We start from the raw sequence: 18,065 nt of genomic DNA on the forward strand, positions 1-18,065 counted from the left end.
TTGATATTAGCACACGTGCCACGTCCGCTGTGCCGCCCGCCGCCCCGCCGCGGCACGGTACGAATAGGACGGCAGGAGTGGATAAAACGGGGAGGTTAGCCGCGGCAAGGACCCAGCCCAGCGCGGCTGCACCCGCCGCGCCCGGCAGCTGGGCCCAGCAAAAAGCCCGCAGAACGGCCGGATGAGGCCTAAGGAGCCGGGAAAGCCAATTTTGCCAGCCGCGCCGCTCGAAGACGGCAATGGTATTTAATACTTGTGCCGCTGGAAGAGGGAGGCACGGGCTGCGGCTGCGTGCCCGCTCCGGCCGGGGTTGGGGCTTGTGACAAGATCATATAAGGATTGGAGAACGGCGTATACATGCCCCGCCTGCCGCGGCTGTACTTTTGAATCACTCCCTTCGGCCACGAAGCGGTGACATTCGGCCAGGCTCCGCGGCACGCGCCCGGAGCTGGTAGGGGCGGCGCGCAAGAGTGGGAATCATCGCGCCGCCCCCTCGGCCGCTACCGTCGCCCGAAGCAAGCCCGCCCGCAATCCAACCACCCGATTGTCGGCCCGCGCCTGGAACCAGCGGCCCCGCGCCCGACCACCCCGGCCGCGCCGACCCTTACCCCAGCGCCGCCCTGATGCACCGGAGTTTCTGGAACACGTTTACTGCCGCTTACCTGCTCGTTGCCGGGCTGTTGCTGACCGCCCCGGTTTCGGCTGCCCCAACTCCGGCCGCCAAAGGCCCGACCCGCACCCTGATCCTGCCCAAAGGCGCCCACCCGCGCCTGCGCTACGGCGCCGAGCGGCTGCGCGCCGCCCTGCAACAAGCTGGCTACGCGGCCAGCATCAGCGAGCAGGCCCAGCTCAGCGGCAAGAAAGACCTGATTGTCGTCGGTCGCGCCACCGACGCGCTGCTGCAGCAAGCCGCCACCGCCTTCCACGCTTCGGCCGCTAAAGCCCCGGGCAAGGAAGGCTTTGTTATTTCCTCGGGCGACAAGAACACCCTGGTTATCAGCGGCGCCGACAACTCCGGCGCCCTTTACGGCTGCCTGGAGCTGGCCGAGCAGGTGCAGACGCAAGGCAAACTTGCCGACCGGATCAGCCTCGCCGATCAGCCCGAAATGGTGATGCGCGGGGCCTGCATCGGGGTGCAGAAGCCGACTTACTTGCCCGGGCGCAACGTGTACGAGTATCCCTACACGCCCGAGATATTTCCGTGGTTTTACGACAAGCAGCTCTGGGTGCGCTACCTCGACATGCTCGTCGACAACCGCATGAACTCGCTCTACCTCTGGAACGGGCACCCCTTCGCCTCGCTGGTGCGGCTGAAGGACTACCCCTACGCGCTGGAGGTGGACGAGGCAACTTTTAAGAAGAACGAGGAAATGTTCCGCTTCCTCACCGAGGAGGCCGACAAGCGCGGCATCTGGGTGATTCAGATGTTCTACAACATCATCGTCTCCAAGCCCTTTGCCGAGCACCACGGCATCAAAACCCAGGACCGCAACCGGCCCATCGTGCCGCTCATTGCCGACTATACGCGCAAGTCCATTGCCGCTTTCGTGGAGAAATACCCGCACGTGGGCCTGATGGTGGCCCTGGGCGAGGCCATGGAAGGCGTGGGCCAGGACGACGTGGACTGGTTTACGAAAACCATTATTCCTGGCGTGCAGGACGGCCTTAAGGCCCTGGGTCAGACCGAACAGCCGCCCATCGTGCTGCGCGCCCACGACACCGACGCGCCGCGCGTCATCAACGCCGCGCTGCCCTTGTACCAGAACCTCTACACCGAGGCCAAATTCAACGGCGAGGCGCTGACGACGTACACCCCGCGCGGCTCCTGGGCCGAGCTGCACCGCAAGCTGAGCAGCATGAACTCGGTGCACATTCAGAACGTGCACATCCTGGCCAACCTGGAGCCCTTCCGCTACGGCTCGGCCGATTTTATCCAGAAGTCGGTGCAGGCCATGCACAACATCTACGGCTCCAACGGCCTGCATCTGTACCCGGAGTCGTCGTACTGGGACTGGCCCTACACGGCCGACAAGGCCCCGCAACGCCTGCTGCAAATCGACCGGGACTGGCTCTGGTACAAGGAGTGGGCCCGCTACGCCTGGAAAGCCGACCGCCCGCGCCCGCAGGAAATCGAGTACTGGGGCCGGCAGCTGGGGCAGCAGTTTGGCGGGGGCGTGGCAACTGGCAAACAGGTGCTGGAAGCCTACGAGGCGGCCGGCGAAATCGAGCCCAAGCTGCTGCGCCGCTACGGCATCACCGACGGCAACCGGCAGACGCTCACGCTCGGCATGCTCATGACCCAGCTCATCAACCCGCGCCGCTACGGGCTGTTCACCCTGCTGTATGAGTCGGAAGCGCCAGAAGGCGAAATGATTATCGACTACGCCGAAAAGGAGGCGAAGGGCCTGCCGCACCTCGGCGAAACCCCGCCCCAGGTGGCCGACGAGGTGGTGGCCCACGGCAAAGCGGCCGTGGCGGCCATCGAGCGGGCCGCGCCGGGCGTGACGCAAAACCAGGCGGAGTTCGAGCGCGTGAAAAACGACATGTACTGCCAGGACGCCTTGGCCAATTTCTACGCCGACAAGGTGCGCGCCGCCCTGCAGGTGCTGCGCTACAAGTACACGCGCAACGTGGCCGACCTGGAAGCGGCTGTGCCCTTGCTGGCGCGCAGCGTGCAGCACTGGGAGCGGATGGTAGCCCTGACCCAGGGCTCTTACCTCTACGCCAACAGCATGCAGACGGCCCAGCGCAAAATCCCGATGCGCGGCGTCGACGGCACTTACAAAACCTGGGCGGAAATGCTGCCGGTGTACCAAAAGGAGCTGGCCAACCTGCGCCACAACCTCGACTCGCTCAAGCAGGTGCGCCTGCTGCCCGCCAGCCAGAAAACGGCCCGCCTGACGCCGGCGCCCTTCACGCTGCTGAGTACGGCTCGGACCTACACCGTGGGCGTGGGCAAGACCGTTTTCACCGACACCACCGCCCAGCTCACGGCTGTCGCGCCGGAGCTGATCGGCCTGCAGGGCATCCAGCTCAGCAAAGCGCGGATGCAGAGCCAGCGCACGGCCCTGGTCTTCAGCACCAAGCAGCCGGTGAAGCTGCTGGTGGGCTACTTTGGCAGCAAGAATCCGCGCTACCTGCCGGTGCCGACTTTGGAAATCGACGCTTCGGCCAACGACTACGGGCAGGCCGACATCAAAATCAGCAATGCCGCCACAGTGGCCGGCCTGCCGCCCGTGAACGTGCACACCTACTCCTTTAAGCCAGGTACCCACACGCTCAACCTGGGCAAGGGCGCGGCCCTGCTGCTGGGCTTCGTGCCCGCCGAGGAGCCCATCCGCACCTACAACGCCGGCCTTGGCGTGACGAACAAGGACGGGGAGCTGGACTGGCTGTTTGAGTAATCTTGGGGGACGAGTAACACGTGACAAGTTGTTGCCTCTGCGTCCGCTGCGGGCTCAAGTCGTTTGTCCGCACCGTCTGCCCGCTTCTGAATTCGAATCCACCCGCATGAGCTTCTCCACCCGCCCCGCCGCGCTTCTGCTTTCCCTCGGCCTGCTGACCGCCACTGTCGCCCAGGCGCAAACCGGCTTTGTGCTCAGCGACGCCACGCTGCGCGCCGACGTAGCCCGCTTCAACGAGCTGGATAAGGAAGACGTCATCAACCTGGTGCCCAACGCTCAAGCGGCCGACTGGCTCAGTCAGCAGGTGCCCCGCTTCGAGTGCCCCGATTCGGCGCTGCAGCACACGTATTACTACCGCTGGTGGTGCCTGCGCAAACACCTCAAGCAGACGCCCGACGGCTACGTGTTCACCGAGTTCATCACCCCGATGAAGCACGCGGGCACGCACAACACCATCAGCAGCGCCCTGGGCCACCACATCTACGAAGGCCGCTGGCTGCACAACCCGCAGTACATCGAGCAGTACACCAAGTTCTGGCTGTACGTGGACGCCAAGCGCACGGCCCCGCGGCTGCACGGCTTCAGCAGCTGGCTGCAGGATGCGGTGTGGAGCTTTTACCTGGTAACGCCCAACAAGCCGCTGGTGCAGGAACTGCTGCCCGCGCTGAATGCCGACTACCACCTCTGGGAAAAGGAGCGCATGCTGCCCAACCGGCTGTTCTGGCAGTACGACGTGAAGGACGCCATGGAGGAATCCATCAGCGGGGGGCGCAAGGTGAAAAACGTGCGCCCGACCATCAACAGCTACATGTACGGCAACGCCAAAGCCCTGACGGCAATGGCCAAGCTGACCGGCACCGACAGCCTGCAGCGCAAGTACGCCGCCAAAGCCAAGCAGCTGCGCGCCGACGTGCAGCGCGTGCTCTGGGACGATAAGGACGCGTTTTTTAAGGTGCAGTACGAGCAGGGCGGCCTCTGCGAGTGGCGCGAGGAGCTGGGCTACATTCCGTGGTACTTCTCGCTGCCCGCCGACAAGCCCAAGTACGCCCGGCAGTGGGCGCAGCTCACCGACGAAGGCGGCTTCAAAGCGCCCTGGGGCCTGACCACCGCCGAGCGCCGCGCCCCCGGCTTCCGCACCCACGGCTCGGGCCACGGCTGCGAGTGGGACGGGGCCGTGTGGCCCTTCGCCACTACCCAGACGCTCAAAGGGCTGGCCAACCTGCTCACCGAGTACAAGCACCAGGACGGCATGAGCCGGCGGGTGTACTACGACGAGCTGCGCAAATACGCCCTCTCGCACCAGAAGAACGGCCAGCCCTACCTCGGCGAGTACCAGGACGAGAAGAACGGCGAGTGGCTGAAAGGCGACAACCCGCGCAGCAGCTACTACAACCACTCCGGCTTCGCCGACCTCATCATCACCGGTCTGGTGGGCCTGAAACCGCGCGCCGACAACGTGGTGGAAATTGCTCCGCTGGTGCCCGAGGGCCAGTGGGACTACTTCTGCCTCGACGAGCTGCGCTACCACGGCCGCACGCTCACCGTCATTTGGGACCGGACCGGCCAGAAGTACGGCAAAGGCCAGGGCCTGCGCGTGTTTGCCGACGGCAAGGAAATCGGGCGGGCGGAAAAGCTACAGCGCCTGACGGCCAAGCTGCCGGGGTAGTACAGGACGGAAACCCAGAACGTCCTGTCGAGCTTGTCAAGACATCTCGCGTGCTTCGTTGCCCAACCGAAAAAAGAACGTCATGCGGAGCTTGCCGAAGCATCTCTACCGCTTCGTTGACTCGCCTTTCTGCCATCGTTCGGTAGAGATGCTTCGGCAAGCTCCGCATGACAATACTATCCAGCGAGATGCCTCGACAAGCTCGACATGACGGCCATTTTGCATTGACTTTCACCATGAATCTTACCTCTCGCGCCGCGCTTCGCCGCCTCTGCTGCTTGCTGCTTGTGCTCCTCGGCGCCTCGGCCGCCCAGGCCCAGCAGTACTATAACGTGCTCAAGTACGGCGCCCGCAACGACAGCACCAAGCTCAGCACCGAGGCCATCAAAAAGGCCATTGCGGCGGCCAGCAAGGCGGGCGGGGGCACCGTGTACTTCCCGGCGGGCAAGTACCGCACCGGTCCGATTCACCTCAAGAGCAACATCACCATCGACATTGACGCGGGGGCAGTGCTCTACTTCAGCGACAATTTCGACGACTACCTGCCCATGGTGCCCACGCGCTACGAGGGCATCGATATTACCAGCTTCTCGCCGCTGTTTTACGCCTACAAGGCCGAGAATATCACCATCAAGGGCCGGGGCATCATCGACGGGCAGGGCAAGAAGTGGTGGGATTTTGCGGAGGGCAAGTCGCGGGCCAGCCAGGACTCGAAGTGGCAGCAGGAATTTTTTCGGCTCAACAAGGACATCCTCAAGCCCGACCAGCCCGGCGTGATTGAGCGCGGCTTCATGCGCCCGCCCTTCATCCAGCCCATGTACTGCCGGAACGTGCGCATCGAGGGCATTACCATCCGCAACTCCCCGTTCTGGACCGTCAACCCCGAGTTCTGCGACAACGTGACGGTGACGGGCGTGACCATCAACAACCCCAAGTCGCCGAACACTGACGGCATCAACCCCGAGTCGTGCCGCAACGTGCACATCTCCGACTGCCACATCAGCGTCGGCGACGACTGCATCACCATCAAATCGGGCAAGGACCGGGCGGGGCGGCAGATGAACGTGCCGGCCGAAAACTACACCATCACCAACTGCACCATGCTCTCGGGGCACGGCGGGGTGGTTATCGGCTCGGAAATGTCGGGCGGGGTGAAGAAAATCACCATCAGCAATTGCGTGTTCGACGGCACCGACCGCGGCATCCGCATCAAAACGGCCCGGGGCCGCGGCGGCGTGGTGGAAGACATTCGCGTGGATAACGTGGTGATGAAAAACATCCGGGAGCAGATCATCGTGCTCGACATGCAGTACGCCAACTCCCAGCCCGAGCCCGTGACGGAGCGCACCCCGCGCTTCCGCAACATCCACTTCAGCAACATCACCGCCGAGGGCAACCAGGCCGGCCTGCTCAACGGCCTCTCGGAAATGCCCATCGAAAACGTCACCTTCTCCAACCTGAACCTCGACGCCAAGCAGGGCTTCACCGTGCGCGAAGCGCGTAACGTGGCCTTCCACAACGTGCAGGTCAACACGCAAATGGGGCCGGCCGTGCGCGCCGAAAACGCCCAGCAACTCCGTCTCGACGGCCTGCGCGGCGCGGTGCCGGCCGGCACCGCGCTGCTGGAGCTGGGCAACGTGGCCGAGGCCTTCGTGTACAACTGCTTCCCGGCCCTGGGTACCGATACCTTTCTCAAGCTCAAGGGCGCCGATACCCGCGGCATCGTGCTGCAAAACAACTACTTGAAAGCGGTGAAAACGCCCGTTGCCAAGGGCGAGGAAGTAAAGCAGCCGGTGGAAATTACCGCTGCCGAAGTGCCGGCGGCAACTCCTGCACAACGCCGTTAGAACGACCTTCGCGCCCGTTGCGGGCTAAAACCACCTGCTTCCGAATGCTTCGTCCGCTCGTCCTACTGCTCGCTTTATTCGCAGGTCTCACCGCCGCGGCCCAGCAGCCGCTGACGCTGTGGTACACCAAGCCCGCCGAAAAGTGGACCGACGCGCTGCCGCTCGGCAACGGCCGCTTGGGCGCCATGGTGTACGGCGGGGTGGGGCAGGAGCGGCTGCAGTTCAACGAAACCACCCTCTGGACCGGCCGCCCGCGCCCCTACGCCCGCCCCGGTGCCGCCCAGTACCTGCCGCAAATCCGCGCCTTGCTGGCCCAGGGCAAGCAGGCCGAGGCCGAAGCCCTGGCCGGGCAGCACTTCATGGGTCTGCGGGACCACGAAGACGGCTACGAGCCGCTAAAAGCCGCCTGGCTACAGAAGATAAAGGCCGTAAGCGCCCCGCAGGCCCTGGCCGCTACCGGCTGGCAGCCCGTCCGCATCCCCACGCCCAACGGCTGGGAAGCCGCCGGCCTCGAAGGCCTCGACGGCGCCGTGTGGTTTCGCACCAGCTTCGAGCTACCCGCCGCCTGGGCCGGCAAAGACCTCACGCTGAGCCTGGGCCGCATCCGCGACCAGGACCTGACCTACGTCAACGGCCAGCTGGTGGGCACCGACGAAGGCAGCACCAAGAAGCGCCGTTACCGCGTGCCGGCCGCCGCGCTGCGGGCCGGCCGCAACGAGGTGCTGATTCAGGTGCTGAACTACTACGACAAGGGCGGCCTGATCGGGGTAAAGGAGCAGCAGCCGGTGTTCGTGGCCTACCCCGAGGGCGCCGACCCGGCCACCGGCGTGGCACTCAACTCCGCCTGGCAGTACTGGGTGCAGGACCAGGAGCCGCCGCTGGCCCCGAGCTACCAGGCTTCGTACCAGCCCTTCGGTGACGTGCTGCTGGACTTTCCGGAGCACAAAAGCGTTACGAGCTACCTGCGGCGGCTGGATATCGGCCAGGCCAAGGCGCTGACGCAATACACGCGCGACGGCGTGCCGTTTATTCGCGAGTACTTCGCCAGCTACCCGCGAAATGCTATTGTCGGACGCATCCAGGCCGGGAAAGGCCGCCTGAGCTTTACCGCCCGCTTTGACAGCCCGCACCAGCAGCGCCGCAGCTACCGCGTGGATGACCACACGCTGGCCCTGGCCGTGCAGGTGCGCGACGGGGTGCTGCGCGGCGTGAGCTACTTGCGCGTGGCCGCCAAAAAGGGCCGCGTGACGGTAACCGACCAGCAGATTCGGGTGGAAGGCGCCGACGAGGTGACCTTGTACCTGACGGCCGCCACCAGCTTCGAGGACTACCTGCACGCCAACGCCGACCCCGACCGGCGCGCCGCCGAGGCCATGCGCGGCGTCAGCGGCCAGAGCTTTGACAAGCTGTTCAAGGAACACCTGCGCGACTACCAGCCGCTGTTCAACGCCTACCACATCGACCTGGGCCACATGCCGAACGAGCAGCTGCCCACCGACGAGCGGATTCTCAAGTTCAGCCCCGCCGCCGACCCCGCGCTGCTGGCCCTCTACCAGCAGTACGGGCGCTATCTGCTGATTGCTTCGTCGCGCCAAGGCGGGCAGCCGGCCAACCTGCAGGGGCTGTGGAACGAGGCCTTGACGCCCTCCTGGGGCAGCAAGTACACCACCAACATCAACCTGCAGATGAATTACTGGCCGGCGGAGCTGCTCGGCCTCTCGGCCTGCACGGCGCCGCTGTTCGGGCTCATCGACGAGGCCGCCGAAGCCGGCAAAGTCACCGCCCAGGCGCACTACAACGCCCGCGGCTGGGTCTTGCACCACAACACCGACCTGTGGCGCGGCACGGCCCCCATCAACGCCTCCAACCACGGCATCTGGGTGACGGGGGCGGCTTGGCTCACCCAGCCCATCTGGGAGCATTACCAGTTCACCCAAGACCAGGCCTTTCTGCGCCGGCAGTACCCGGTGCTCAAGCAAGCCAGCGAGTTTTTCCTTGACTTCCTGGTGAAAGACGAGCGCACCGGCTGGCTGATCAGCACGCCCTCCAACTCGCCCGAGCACGGCGGCCTGGTGGCCGGCCCGACCATGGACCACCAAATCATCCGGGAGCTGTTCAAGACCACCGGCGCCGCCGCCGAAGTACTGGGCGTGGACGCCGAGCTGCGCCAGCAACTCACGGACAAAGCCCGGCAGCTGGCTCCGAACCAAATCGGCCGGCACGGGCAGCTGCAGGAATGGCTGGAAGACAAGGACGACCCGGCCGACACCCACCGCCACGTCTCGCACCTGTGGGGCGTGTTTCCGGGCACCGACATCGTCTGGGCCGATCAGAAGCTCACCCAGGCAGCCCAAACCTCGCTGGGGCAGCGCGGCGACGAGGGCACCGGCTGGAGCCTGGCCTGGAAAGTCAACCTGTGGGCCCGCTTCCGCGACGGGGACCACGCCCTGCGCATCCTACAAACTCTGCTTTCCCCGGCCGAAAACGGCAGCGGCAGCGAGCGGGGTGGCGTCTACCGCAACCTCTTCGACGCCCACCCGCCCTTCCAGATCGACGGCAACTTCGGCGGTGCCGCGGGCATGGCCGAAATGCTGCTGCAAAGCCACGCCGGTACTCTCGACCTGCTGCCCGCCCTGCCCACGGCTTGGCCCGCGGGCGAGGTACGCGGCCTGCGCGCCCGCGGCGGCTTCGTGGTGAATGTGCGCTGGCAGGCCGGCAAGCTCACCGGGGTAGACATCAAATCGGAAGCCGGCCGCCCCTGCGAAGTGCGCTACGGTGAGCAAAAAATCAGTTTGGCCACCAAAGCCGGTACCACTTACAAACTCAACGGGGCGCTGCAGCCGCAGTAGCCCCGCCGCGGATAGATGCGAAGCGTAATTTTGAGTCGAATATTGCCACTGTTGGCGCTGGCCCTGGCTGTTGCAACGACGGCCCACGCGCAGTCGTCAGCGCTGCGCACCGAATTGCCGCTGCTCACCGGCTGGCGCAGCGTGGCCGACGACAAAAACCAGCAGGCGCACGCCGGCTTCGAGCGGCCCGACTTCAACGACCAAAGCTGGCAAGCCGTGGCCGTGCCCCACAACTGGGACGCCTACGAAGGCTACCGCCGCCAGCGCCACGGCAACCGCCACGGCTACGCCTGGTACCGCACTGCCTTCACCGCGCCCGCGCCCGGCAAGGAGCAGCGCAGCTTCCTGTTTTTCGAAGGCGTGGGCTCCTACGCCACCGTCTGGCTGAACGGCAGGCCGGTCGGCACCCACGCCGGGGGGCGCACCACCTTCACCCTGGACGTGACCGAAGCCCTGCGCCGCGACGGGCAGCCCAACGTGCTGGCCGTGCGCGCCGACCACCCCGCCGGCATTCAGGATCTGCCCTGGGTGTGCGGGGGCTGCTCCGAGGAGCGGGGCTTTTCGGAAGGTTCCCAGCCGCTGGGCATCTTCCGGCCCGTCACGCTCGTCACCACCCACGCCGTGCGCATTCAGCCCTTCGGCGTGCACGTCTGGGCCGACTCGACGCTGACAGCGCAGGCGGCCCGACTCCACGTGACGACCGAGCTGAAAAACTACGGCTCGAAAGCCCAGACGCTGACGTTGCGCCATCAGCTGCTGGACCGGCAGGGCAGGGTAGTGGCCGAGGTCAGCGGCAAGCAGAAGCTGGCGGCGGGCACCACGGCCGAACTGCGGCAGCAATTGCCGGTGCTCAGCCAGCCGCACCTGTGGTCAATAGCCGATCCGTACCTGTACCGCCTGGTTACCCGCGTTAGCGCCGGCAAAAAGGCGCTGGACGAGCAAATCACGCCCTACGGCATCCGCTGGATCAGCTGGCCGATTGGCAAGGCCGCGGCGGCCGGGCAAAAGCAGTTTCTACTCAACGGCCAGCCCGTATTCATCAACGGCATTGCCGAGTACGAGCACCTGCTGGGCCAGAGCCACGCGTTTACGCCCGAGCAGATTCGCACCCGCGTGGGACAGATGAAGGCGGCCGGCTTCAACGCCTTCCGCGACGCCCACCAGCCCCACAACCTGCGCTACCAAGCCAACTGGGATTCGCTGGGCTGGCTGTGGTGGCCGCAGCTGGCCGCCCACGTCTGGTACGATACGCCCGCGTTCCGCCAGAACTTTAAAACCCTGCTCGTCGACTGGGTCAAGGAGCGGCGCAACTCGCCTTCGGTGGTGCTCTGGGGCCTGGAAAACGAAAGCACCCTGCCCGCCGATTTCGCCCGGGAATGCACTGCCCTCATCCGCCAGCTCGACCCCACGGCCTCGCGCGAGCGAAAAGTGACGACCTGCAACGGCGGGCAAGGCACCGACTGGGACGTGCCCCAGAACTGGACCGGCACCTACGGCGGCGACCCGAACCAGTACGGGGCCGACGTGGCGCGGCAGGTGCTCATCGGCGAGTACGGCGCCTGGCGCACCCTCGATCTGCACCGCACGGGGCCGCCGGCCATCAACAGCGGGCCCTACAGCGAAGACCGGTTTGCCCAGCTCATGCAGCTGAAAGTGCGCCTGGCCGAAGCGGCCAAAGACCGCACCGCCGGCCACTTCTTCTGGCTGCTGACCTCGCACGATAACCCCGGCCGCGTGCAGGGCGGGGAAGGCCAGCGCGAGTTGGACCGCATTGGCCCGGTGAACTACAAAGGCCTGCTCACGCCCTGGGAGGAGCCCACCGACGCGTTTTACATGTTCCGCTCGCACTACGCGCCCAAGGACACCGAGCCGATGGTGTACCTGGCCTCGCACACCTGGCCCGACCGGTGGCTGCAGCCGGGCCGGCAGGACAGCCTCATCGTCTACTCCAACTGCGACGAAGTGGAGCTGTTCAACGACGTGGACGCGGTGTCCTTGGGCCGCAAGCCGCGCGGCGCCTTCGGCACGCATTTTCAGTGGGACGGCGTGGACGTGCGCTACAACGTGCTGCAGGCCGTGGGCTACGTGGCCGGCAAGCCGGTGACGCGGGACGTGATTGTGCTGCACCACTTGCCCCAGGCACCGCACTTCGACCAACTACTGGCGGAAACAACGCCGCTGACGGCCCCGCAAGCGGGCCAGAACTACCTCTACCGCGTCAACTGCGGCGGCCCCGAGTACGTGGACCAGCACGGCTCGCGCTGGGCGGCCGATCAGCCCCGCACCGGCCCCGGTACCTGGGGCTCGGAGTCGTGGACCAATGATTTTCCCGGCCTGGCGCCCTTCTTCGCCAGCCAGCGCCGCACCTTCGACCCCATCCGCGGCACCCGTGACTGGCCGCTGTTTCAGACGTTCCGCTACGGCCGCGACAAGCTGCGCTACCGCTTCCCGGTGCCCGACGGCGAGTACCAGGTAGAGCTGTACTTCACGGAGCCCTGGCTGGGCACCGGCGGCGGGCTCGACTGCGCCGGCTGGCGCCTCTTCGACGCAGCCCTCAACGGCAAAACCGTGCTCAAGGACCTCGATATCTGGCGCGAAGCCGGCCACGACGGCGCCCTGAAAAAGACCGTGAAAGCTCGCGTAACCGGCGGCGAACTGGTGCTGTCGTTTCCGCACGTAGCTTCCGGGCAAGCGCTGATTTCAGCCATTGCAATTGCCAGCACCGATGCCCGTCTCCAGCCCGCCCCGGCGGCGCCGGCCGTTATCGGCAAGGTATCGGCACCGGAGGCGGCGAAGACCGCGCAGTGGGCGGCCGAAACCTGGCTGGATACCGGCGTGCAGCCGTACGCTGACGCCCCGGCGACGCTCAGCGCCCTGCCTTCGGCCCTGTACGGCGCGGAGTGGCTGCGGCGGCCCCGGAATCCGGCGAAGGACCAGGCCGCGGTTTCCATGCAACTGACCACGGCCGCCGACGTGTACGTGGGCGTCGACGCCCGGCAAACCGCCCGGCCCGCCTGGCTCAAGGACTACGAGGACACCAAAACCACGCTCGACATCAACGAGCAGGGCGCCCGGCCGATGCGCGTGTACCGCCGCCGCTTCCCGGCCGGCAGCACCGTGGCCCTTGGCGCCGATGCGCCGGGCACGCTGCCCAGCGTGGTGGCCGCGGCCCGCACCAGCAACATCGAGCCGGCCTACGACCTGAAAGCAGTGGTTGGCTACAAGCCCGCCGCCGCCCGGCTCAGCGGCCCGGGCCTGGTGCGCGAAACGGTGAATACCAAGGAAAGCGTGACGTTCAAGGAAGCTGCCGGCGCCCTGGAGTGGACCATTCAGACCGGCGTGGCCGACGTGTACTCGCTTACCCTGCGCTACGCCAACCCGCTCCCGCGCCCGCTCACCGGCAAGCTCACGGTATCGGCCGCCGACGGCACCTTGCTGCGCGAGGAAGCGGTGGAACTCGTGCCCTCCAAGCCCGGCAAGTGGAACTACCTGGCCTCCTCCACCGGCACCATGATCAACGCCGGCAGCTACCGCATCAAGCTCACTACCACCGATGCGGCCGGCCTGAGCGTGTCCGGGCTAGATGTGCAGTAGGGACTTGCGGACCTGAAGCCATTTTGGCCCTGTCATCCTGAGCAGAGCGAAGGACCTTACCACGTCAGCACGAAAACCGTCACAACGGCTCGTGCAGGTGTAACGAGGGCCTGCGCTGCGCTCAGGATGACGGGCAATTTATTGCGGGCTGCTGGCCAGCATTGGTAGTAGGCGCGCAGCCCCAAAAAGCGCAGGGCAAGATGCTACAATACTCGGTGAACATCATACACGGCAGGGGCTCAGCGTGAAGCTAGATTTGTAGCTGTCACCAAGCCCCTCGCCAAGCGCCGATTCGCGGCATTTTGCCCAAACTTGTATTATGAGCAATCTGCGCGTCCTCGACCTCGTCATCATTGCCCTGTACCTGGTAGGTATGGTGGCCGTGGGAGTGTATTTTTCCCGCCGCAACGTCAATCCGGAGCAGTATTCCAGCGCTTCGGGCCTGATTCCGGGCTGGGCCATTGGCCTGTCCATCTACGCGACGTTCCTGAGCAGCAACACCTTTCTGGGCGTGCCCGGCAAGGCGTTTGGCACCAACTGGAACGCCTTTGTCTTCAGCCTGTCCATGCCGCTGGCGGCCTGGGTGGCGGCCCGCTACTTTGTACCATTTTACCGTAGCACCGGCGAAATATCGGCCTACACCCACCTGGAGCACCGCTTCGGCAGCTGGGCCCGCACCTACGCCGTTATCTGCTTTCTGCTCACGCAGTTGGCCCGCATCGGCTCCATATTTTTCGGCATTGCCCTCACGTTGCAGGCGCTGACGGGCTTTTCGATGGAGCTGATTATGCTCATCACCGGCATCTGCATCATCGTCTACACCGTGCTCGGCGGCATCGAGGCCGTTATCTGGACGGAGGTGGTGCAGGGCGTCATCAAGACCTTCGGCGCCGGCCTGATTCTATACCTGGTCGTCGATAACCTGCCCAACGGCGTGGCCGACGTGGTGCGCATCGGCGAGCAGCACGGCAAGTTCAGCCTGGGCGGCTTCGCGCCCGACTTCACGCAGTCGACTTTCTGGGTGGTGCTGCTCTACGGCTTCTTCATCAACCTGAACAACTTCGGCGTCGACCAAAACTACGTGCAGCGCTACCACACGGCGGCGTCGGCCCAGCAGGCCTCCAAGTCCATCTGGCTGTGCGTCTGGCTGTACGTGCCGGCCTCGCTGCTCTTCTTCGTCATCGGTTCGGCCCTGTTTGCCTACTACCAAGTGCACCCCGAACTAATCGAAGCGGTGAAGCTGAAAGTGGCCGCCGAAAAGCTGCCCCTGACCGCCACGGCCGCCCAGATCAGCCAAGCCGCCGCCCAGTTGGCCCCGGCCGACTACGGCGACAAAGTCATGCCGCACTTCATGGTGACCAAGATTCCGGCGGGCTTCGTCGGGCTGATTGTCTCGGCCATCCTGTCGGCGGCCATGAGCACCATCAGCTCGGGCATGAACGCCTCGGCCACCGTCTTCACCGCCGATATCTACCAGCGCTACTTCAAGCCCGACCTCGACGGCCGCGGCATGCTGCGCCTGCTCCACCTCGGCACCGTGGTGGTGGGCCTGGCCGGCATGGGCGTGGGCATTGCCATGATTGGCGTCAAGAGCGTGCTGGACGTGTGGTGGGAGCTGTCGGGCATCTTCGCCGCCGGCATGCTGGGTTTGTTCCTGCTCGGCGTCATCGGCCGGCAGACGCGCAACGCGGAGGCGCTGACGGCCACCATCATCGGCGTGCTGGTGATTCTGTGGATGACCTTTTCCGGCAAGCTGCCCGAGGAGCTGGCCGCGTTTCGCAACCCGTTGCACAAGAGCATGATTATCGTCGTGGGTACGCTCACGATTTTCCTGGTGGGCTTGCTGCTGAGCAGGCTGCGCCGCCATAAATATTCCCAAGAAACCCCGACGCCGGCCCGCCACTCGGTGGTCTAGCCGGCCAACCTCTACTGTAACCCCAACCCGGCCGGCTGCGCCATGCCGACCGACCCTCATAAGTCTGGACCCAAGGAGATGGAAAAATCGCGCAAGGGATTTATCCCGGTTATGCTCACGCCTTTTCAGAGCGACGGGCAAGTCGATTACCCGGCGCTTACGCGCCTGACGGAGTTGTACTTAAAGGCCGGCGCCGCCGGTTTGTTTGCCAACTGCCTCTCGAGCGAGATGTTCGAGCTCAGCGCCGAGGAGCGCCTGCAAACCATCCGCCACGTGGTCGACGTGGTCGACGGGGCGGTGCCCGTGGTGGCCACCGGCACCTTTGCCGGCTCGCTGGTGGAGCAGGCCGATTTCGTCAAGAAAGTGTACGAGGCCGGCACCGAGGCCGTCATTGCCATTACCGGTTTGCTGGCCACGCAGCAGGAATCCGACGCCGTGTTCAACGAGCGGGTGATGCGCCTGCTCGACTGGACCGCGGGCATTCCGATGGGCTTCTACGAATGCCCCGAGCCCTACAAGCGCCTGCTCTCGGCCGAGCAGCTGCGGCAGTTCGTGGGCACCGGCCGCGTCATCTACCACAAGGACACCTGCCTCGACATCAACCAGATTCGGGAAAAGCTGGCCGCCGTGGAAGGCCACAATTTCGGCCTCTACGACGCCTACATGGTGCACGCGGTGGAGTCCTTGAAAGCCGGGGCGGCCGGGCTGTCCTGCATTCAGGGCAACTTCTTCCCCGAGCTCATCGTGTGGCTCTGCAACAACTACGACAACCCTTACCTGACGACCGAAGTGGCCGAGGTGCAGCGGTTTTTCGTGCGCAACATGGGCGTGATGCACAACGTGTACCCCATCGTGGCCAAGTACTCCCTCAAGCAGCGCGGCATCGACATTTCCACCTTCACCCGCCGCAAAGTGGGCACCTTGTCCAGCAGCGTGCGCAAGGGCGTGGAAACCCTCTGCCTCGACTACAGCAACCTGCGCAAGGAGCTGGAGTGGGCAGCGTAGGGGCGCCGCTTCGCCTTGCCCCCCGGCCCCGTTTCCGAAAAAGCAGAGGGGGAGCCGGACGATTTTGGGCTACGGTGATACCCCGGCCGTCATTGCCAGAAGAACCAACGAATGGCACGGGTAGCACCCTGTTGTCATTGCGAGCGAAGCGCGGCAATCGTTCCTCTAGTAGCACCGCCGGCGCAACTGGCAGAAGCTGAAAACGGCACCGCCCGAAACCTGCAACTCGGGTCTCGGGCGGTGCCGTTTTCGGTCAGTGTCTAATTGCAGCGTCGTGCCGCGAGCGGAACGATTGCCGCGCTTCGCTCGCAATGACTGCGGGGTGAGCCGCTGCTGACCCCTCTCCATTTTCGGAGACGGGGCCGGGGGGCAAGGCGAAGCAGCGCCCTTACGCCGCCACCAGTTCCTTGTAGTTGCGCAGGTACTTGCGCTTGTACTCCAGGGGCGTCATCTTGGTGATTTTCTTGAAGTGCCGGTAGAAGTTCGACACGTTGTTGAAGCCGCAGTCGAAGCAGATGACCTCCGTGGGCAGCTTGTCTTCGATGAGCAAACGGCAGGCCTGGCTGATGCGGATTTCGATGAGGAAGTCGTAGTAGGTCTTCTTCGTAATCAGCTTGAAGTAGCGGCAGAACGAGGTGACACTCAGGTTGCTAATGGAGGCTACCTCTTCCAGCGTGATTTCGTTTTTGTAGTTCGAGAGCGTGTAGTTGCACACCTTGTTGATGCGCATCGTGTCCGACTCATTCGACTGCGTGAAGGCGTGGTGCTTGGAGGCAATGGTTTCGACCTCGTTGGTCTCCGAGAGAATCTTGAGAATGGAGAGGAAGATGATGATGCGGTCCAGGTCGGTGGCTTCCACGGCGCGGCGCATCAGGGGGGCCAGCTGCTCGCGGGCGGCGCCGGTAATGAGCAGGCCGCTCTTGGCCTTTTCGAACAGCTTGGGCACCAGGTAGGCCTCGGGCAGGCCGAGCAGGTAGCGGCCTAGGCACTCGGGCATGAACTGAATTACGATGGCCTCGACTTCCAGCTCCGGGTCGTTCTGGAAGTACTCCTCGCGGCAGCGCCAGGTGTGGGGCAGGTTTTGGCCCAGCAGCACGATTTCGCCGGCCGAGAAGTTGCTGATGTTGTCGCCGATCAGGCGCACGCCCTCGCCCTGAATCACGTAGTGCAGCTCCAGCTCGGGGTGGTAGTGCCAGATGGTGCCGAAGTTCGGCTTCACGTCGTGGCGGATGCTGAAGGAGTTCTGCGAGCTGATCGGAATTTTGTGAAAGTGGGCTTTCATGTGGGAAGGCGGGTGAGCGGTCTGGGTGAGCATTCGGCAGGCCGGGAGTGGGAAGCACCGGCCCTGGTCAGGTGGGAAACGGCGAGTGGGCGCCGCCAGAATGGGAACGTTCTAAGCAGGGAAGTTGGACTGCGGGAAGGCGCCGGCGGTTCCGGCGCCGCACTCTAGGATGTTATCCTGCCCCGTGAGCGGCTTGCCGCCGGGGCAAACGGGTGCTGCGGGTTAGTGCGTACTCACTAAAGTATTGGGTGCCGCGGGCCATACTCTCCTGTAGAGTACTGCCCGCTTAACTTTTTCTTCATGTGGGTTTGTTGCCCACGCAGCGCCTACGGGCCGATAATGCGCTGAGCGCAGCCAGTTTTGGGCGGTTTCCTAAATCGTTTTCGGGTTCCGGAATCCCGGGCAGTGGCGCTCGGGCCGCCGCCCGGTTTGGGTCGGCCGGGGCGGACTGTCCGGGATTCCGGAACCCGAAACGGGGCCGTGCTAACATCCTACACTAAGTA

8 protein-coding genes are annotated in these 18,065 nt (G+C 64.8%); 7 read left to right on the top strand and 1 reads right to left on the bottom strand.

Annotated elements, in window-relative coordinates:
• Window positions 1-623: 623 nt before the first annotated feature.
• The 7 genes from LJ737_RS24255 to LJ737_RS24285 all read left to right on the top strand — a co-directional run bounded on the left by LJ737_RS24255 (window position 624) and on the right by LJ737_RS24285 (window position 16,280).
• On the top strand, window positions 624-3,404 hold the full coding sequence (locus LJ737_RS24255; RefSeq protein WP_227769358.1) for an alpha-d-galacturonidase: 2,781 nt from the start codon (window positions 624-626) through the stop codon (window positions 3,402-3,404).
• Between the two features lie 106 nt (window positions 3,405-3,510).
• A complete protein-coding gene (locus LJ737_RS24260) occupies window positions 3,511-5,070 on the top strand; it encodes an MGH1-like glycoside hydrolase domain-containing protein (protein ID WP_227769359.1) in 1,560 nt (519 codons plus the stop codon).
• Between the two features lie 236 nt (window positions 5,071-5,306).
• Window positions 5,307-6,917, top strand: a complete 1,611-nt coding sequence (locus LJ737_RS24265) for a glycoside hydrolase family 28 protein (RefSeq protein ID WP_227769360.1) — start codon at window positions 5,307-5,309, stop codon at window positions 6,915-6,917.
• Window positions 6,918-6,961: 44 nt separating this feature from the next.
• A complete protein-coding gene (locus LJ737_RS24270; protein ID WP_227769361.1) occupies window positions 6,962-9,766 on the top strand; it encodes a glycoside hydrolase family 95 protein in 2,805 nt (934 codons plus the stop codon).
• A gap of 30 nt (window positions 9,767-9,796) precedes the next feature.
• Complete coding sequence (locus LJ737_RS24275) at window positions 9,797-13,360, top strand: malectin domain-containing carbohydrate-binding protein (protein WP_227769362.1); 3,564 nt, start codon at window positions 9,797-9,799, stop codon at window positions 13,358-13,360.
• Window positions 13,361-13,679: 319 nt separating this feature from the next.
• Entirely contained in the window at window positions 13,680-15,275 is a 1,596-nt protein-coding gene (locus LJ737_RS24280; protein ID WP_227769363.1) for a sodium:solute symporter family protein, read from the top strand.
• A 78-nt stretch (window positions 15,276-15,353) separates the two neighbouring features.
• Complete coding sequence (locus LJ737_RS24285; RefSeq protein ID WP_227769364.1) at window positions 15,354-16,280, top strand: dihydrodipicolinate synthase family protein; 927 nt, start codon at window positions 15,354-15,356, stop codon at window positions 16,278-16,280.
• 388 nt (window positions 16,281-16,668) lie between these two features.
• Here the strand turns inward: LJ737_RS24285 and LJ737_RS24290 are convergent, their stop codons facing one another.
• Window positions 16,669-17,562: an AraC family transcriptional regulator gene (locus tag LJ737_RS24290; RefSeq protein WP_227769365.1), complete on the bottom strand. Its 894-nt coding sequence runs from the start codon at window positions 17,560-17,562 to the stop codon at window positions 16,669-16,671.
• Between the last annotated feature and the right edge of the window lie 503 nt (window positions 17,563-18,065).

Source organism: Hymenobacter sp. 15J16-1T3B (assembly GCF_020711235.1).
Taxonomy (GTDB): domain Bacteria; phylum Bacteroidota; class Bacteroidia; order Cytophagales; family Hymenobacteraceae; genus Solirubrum.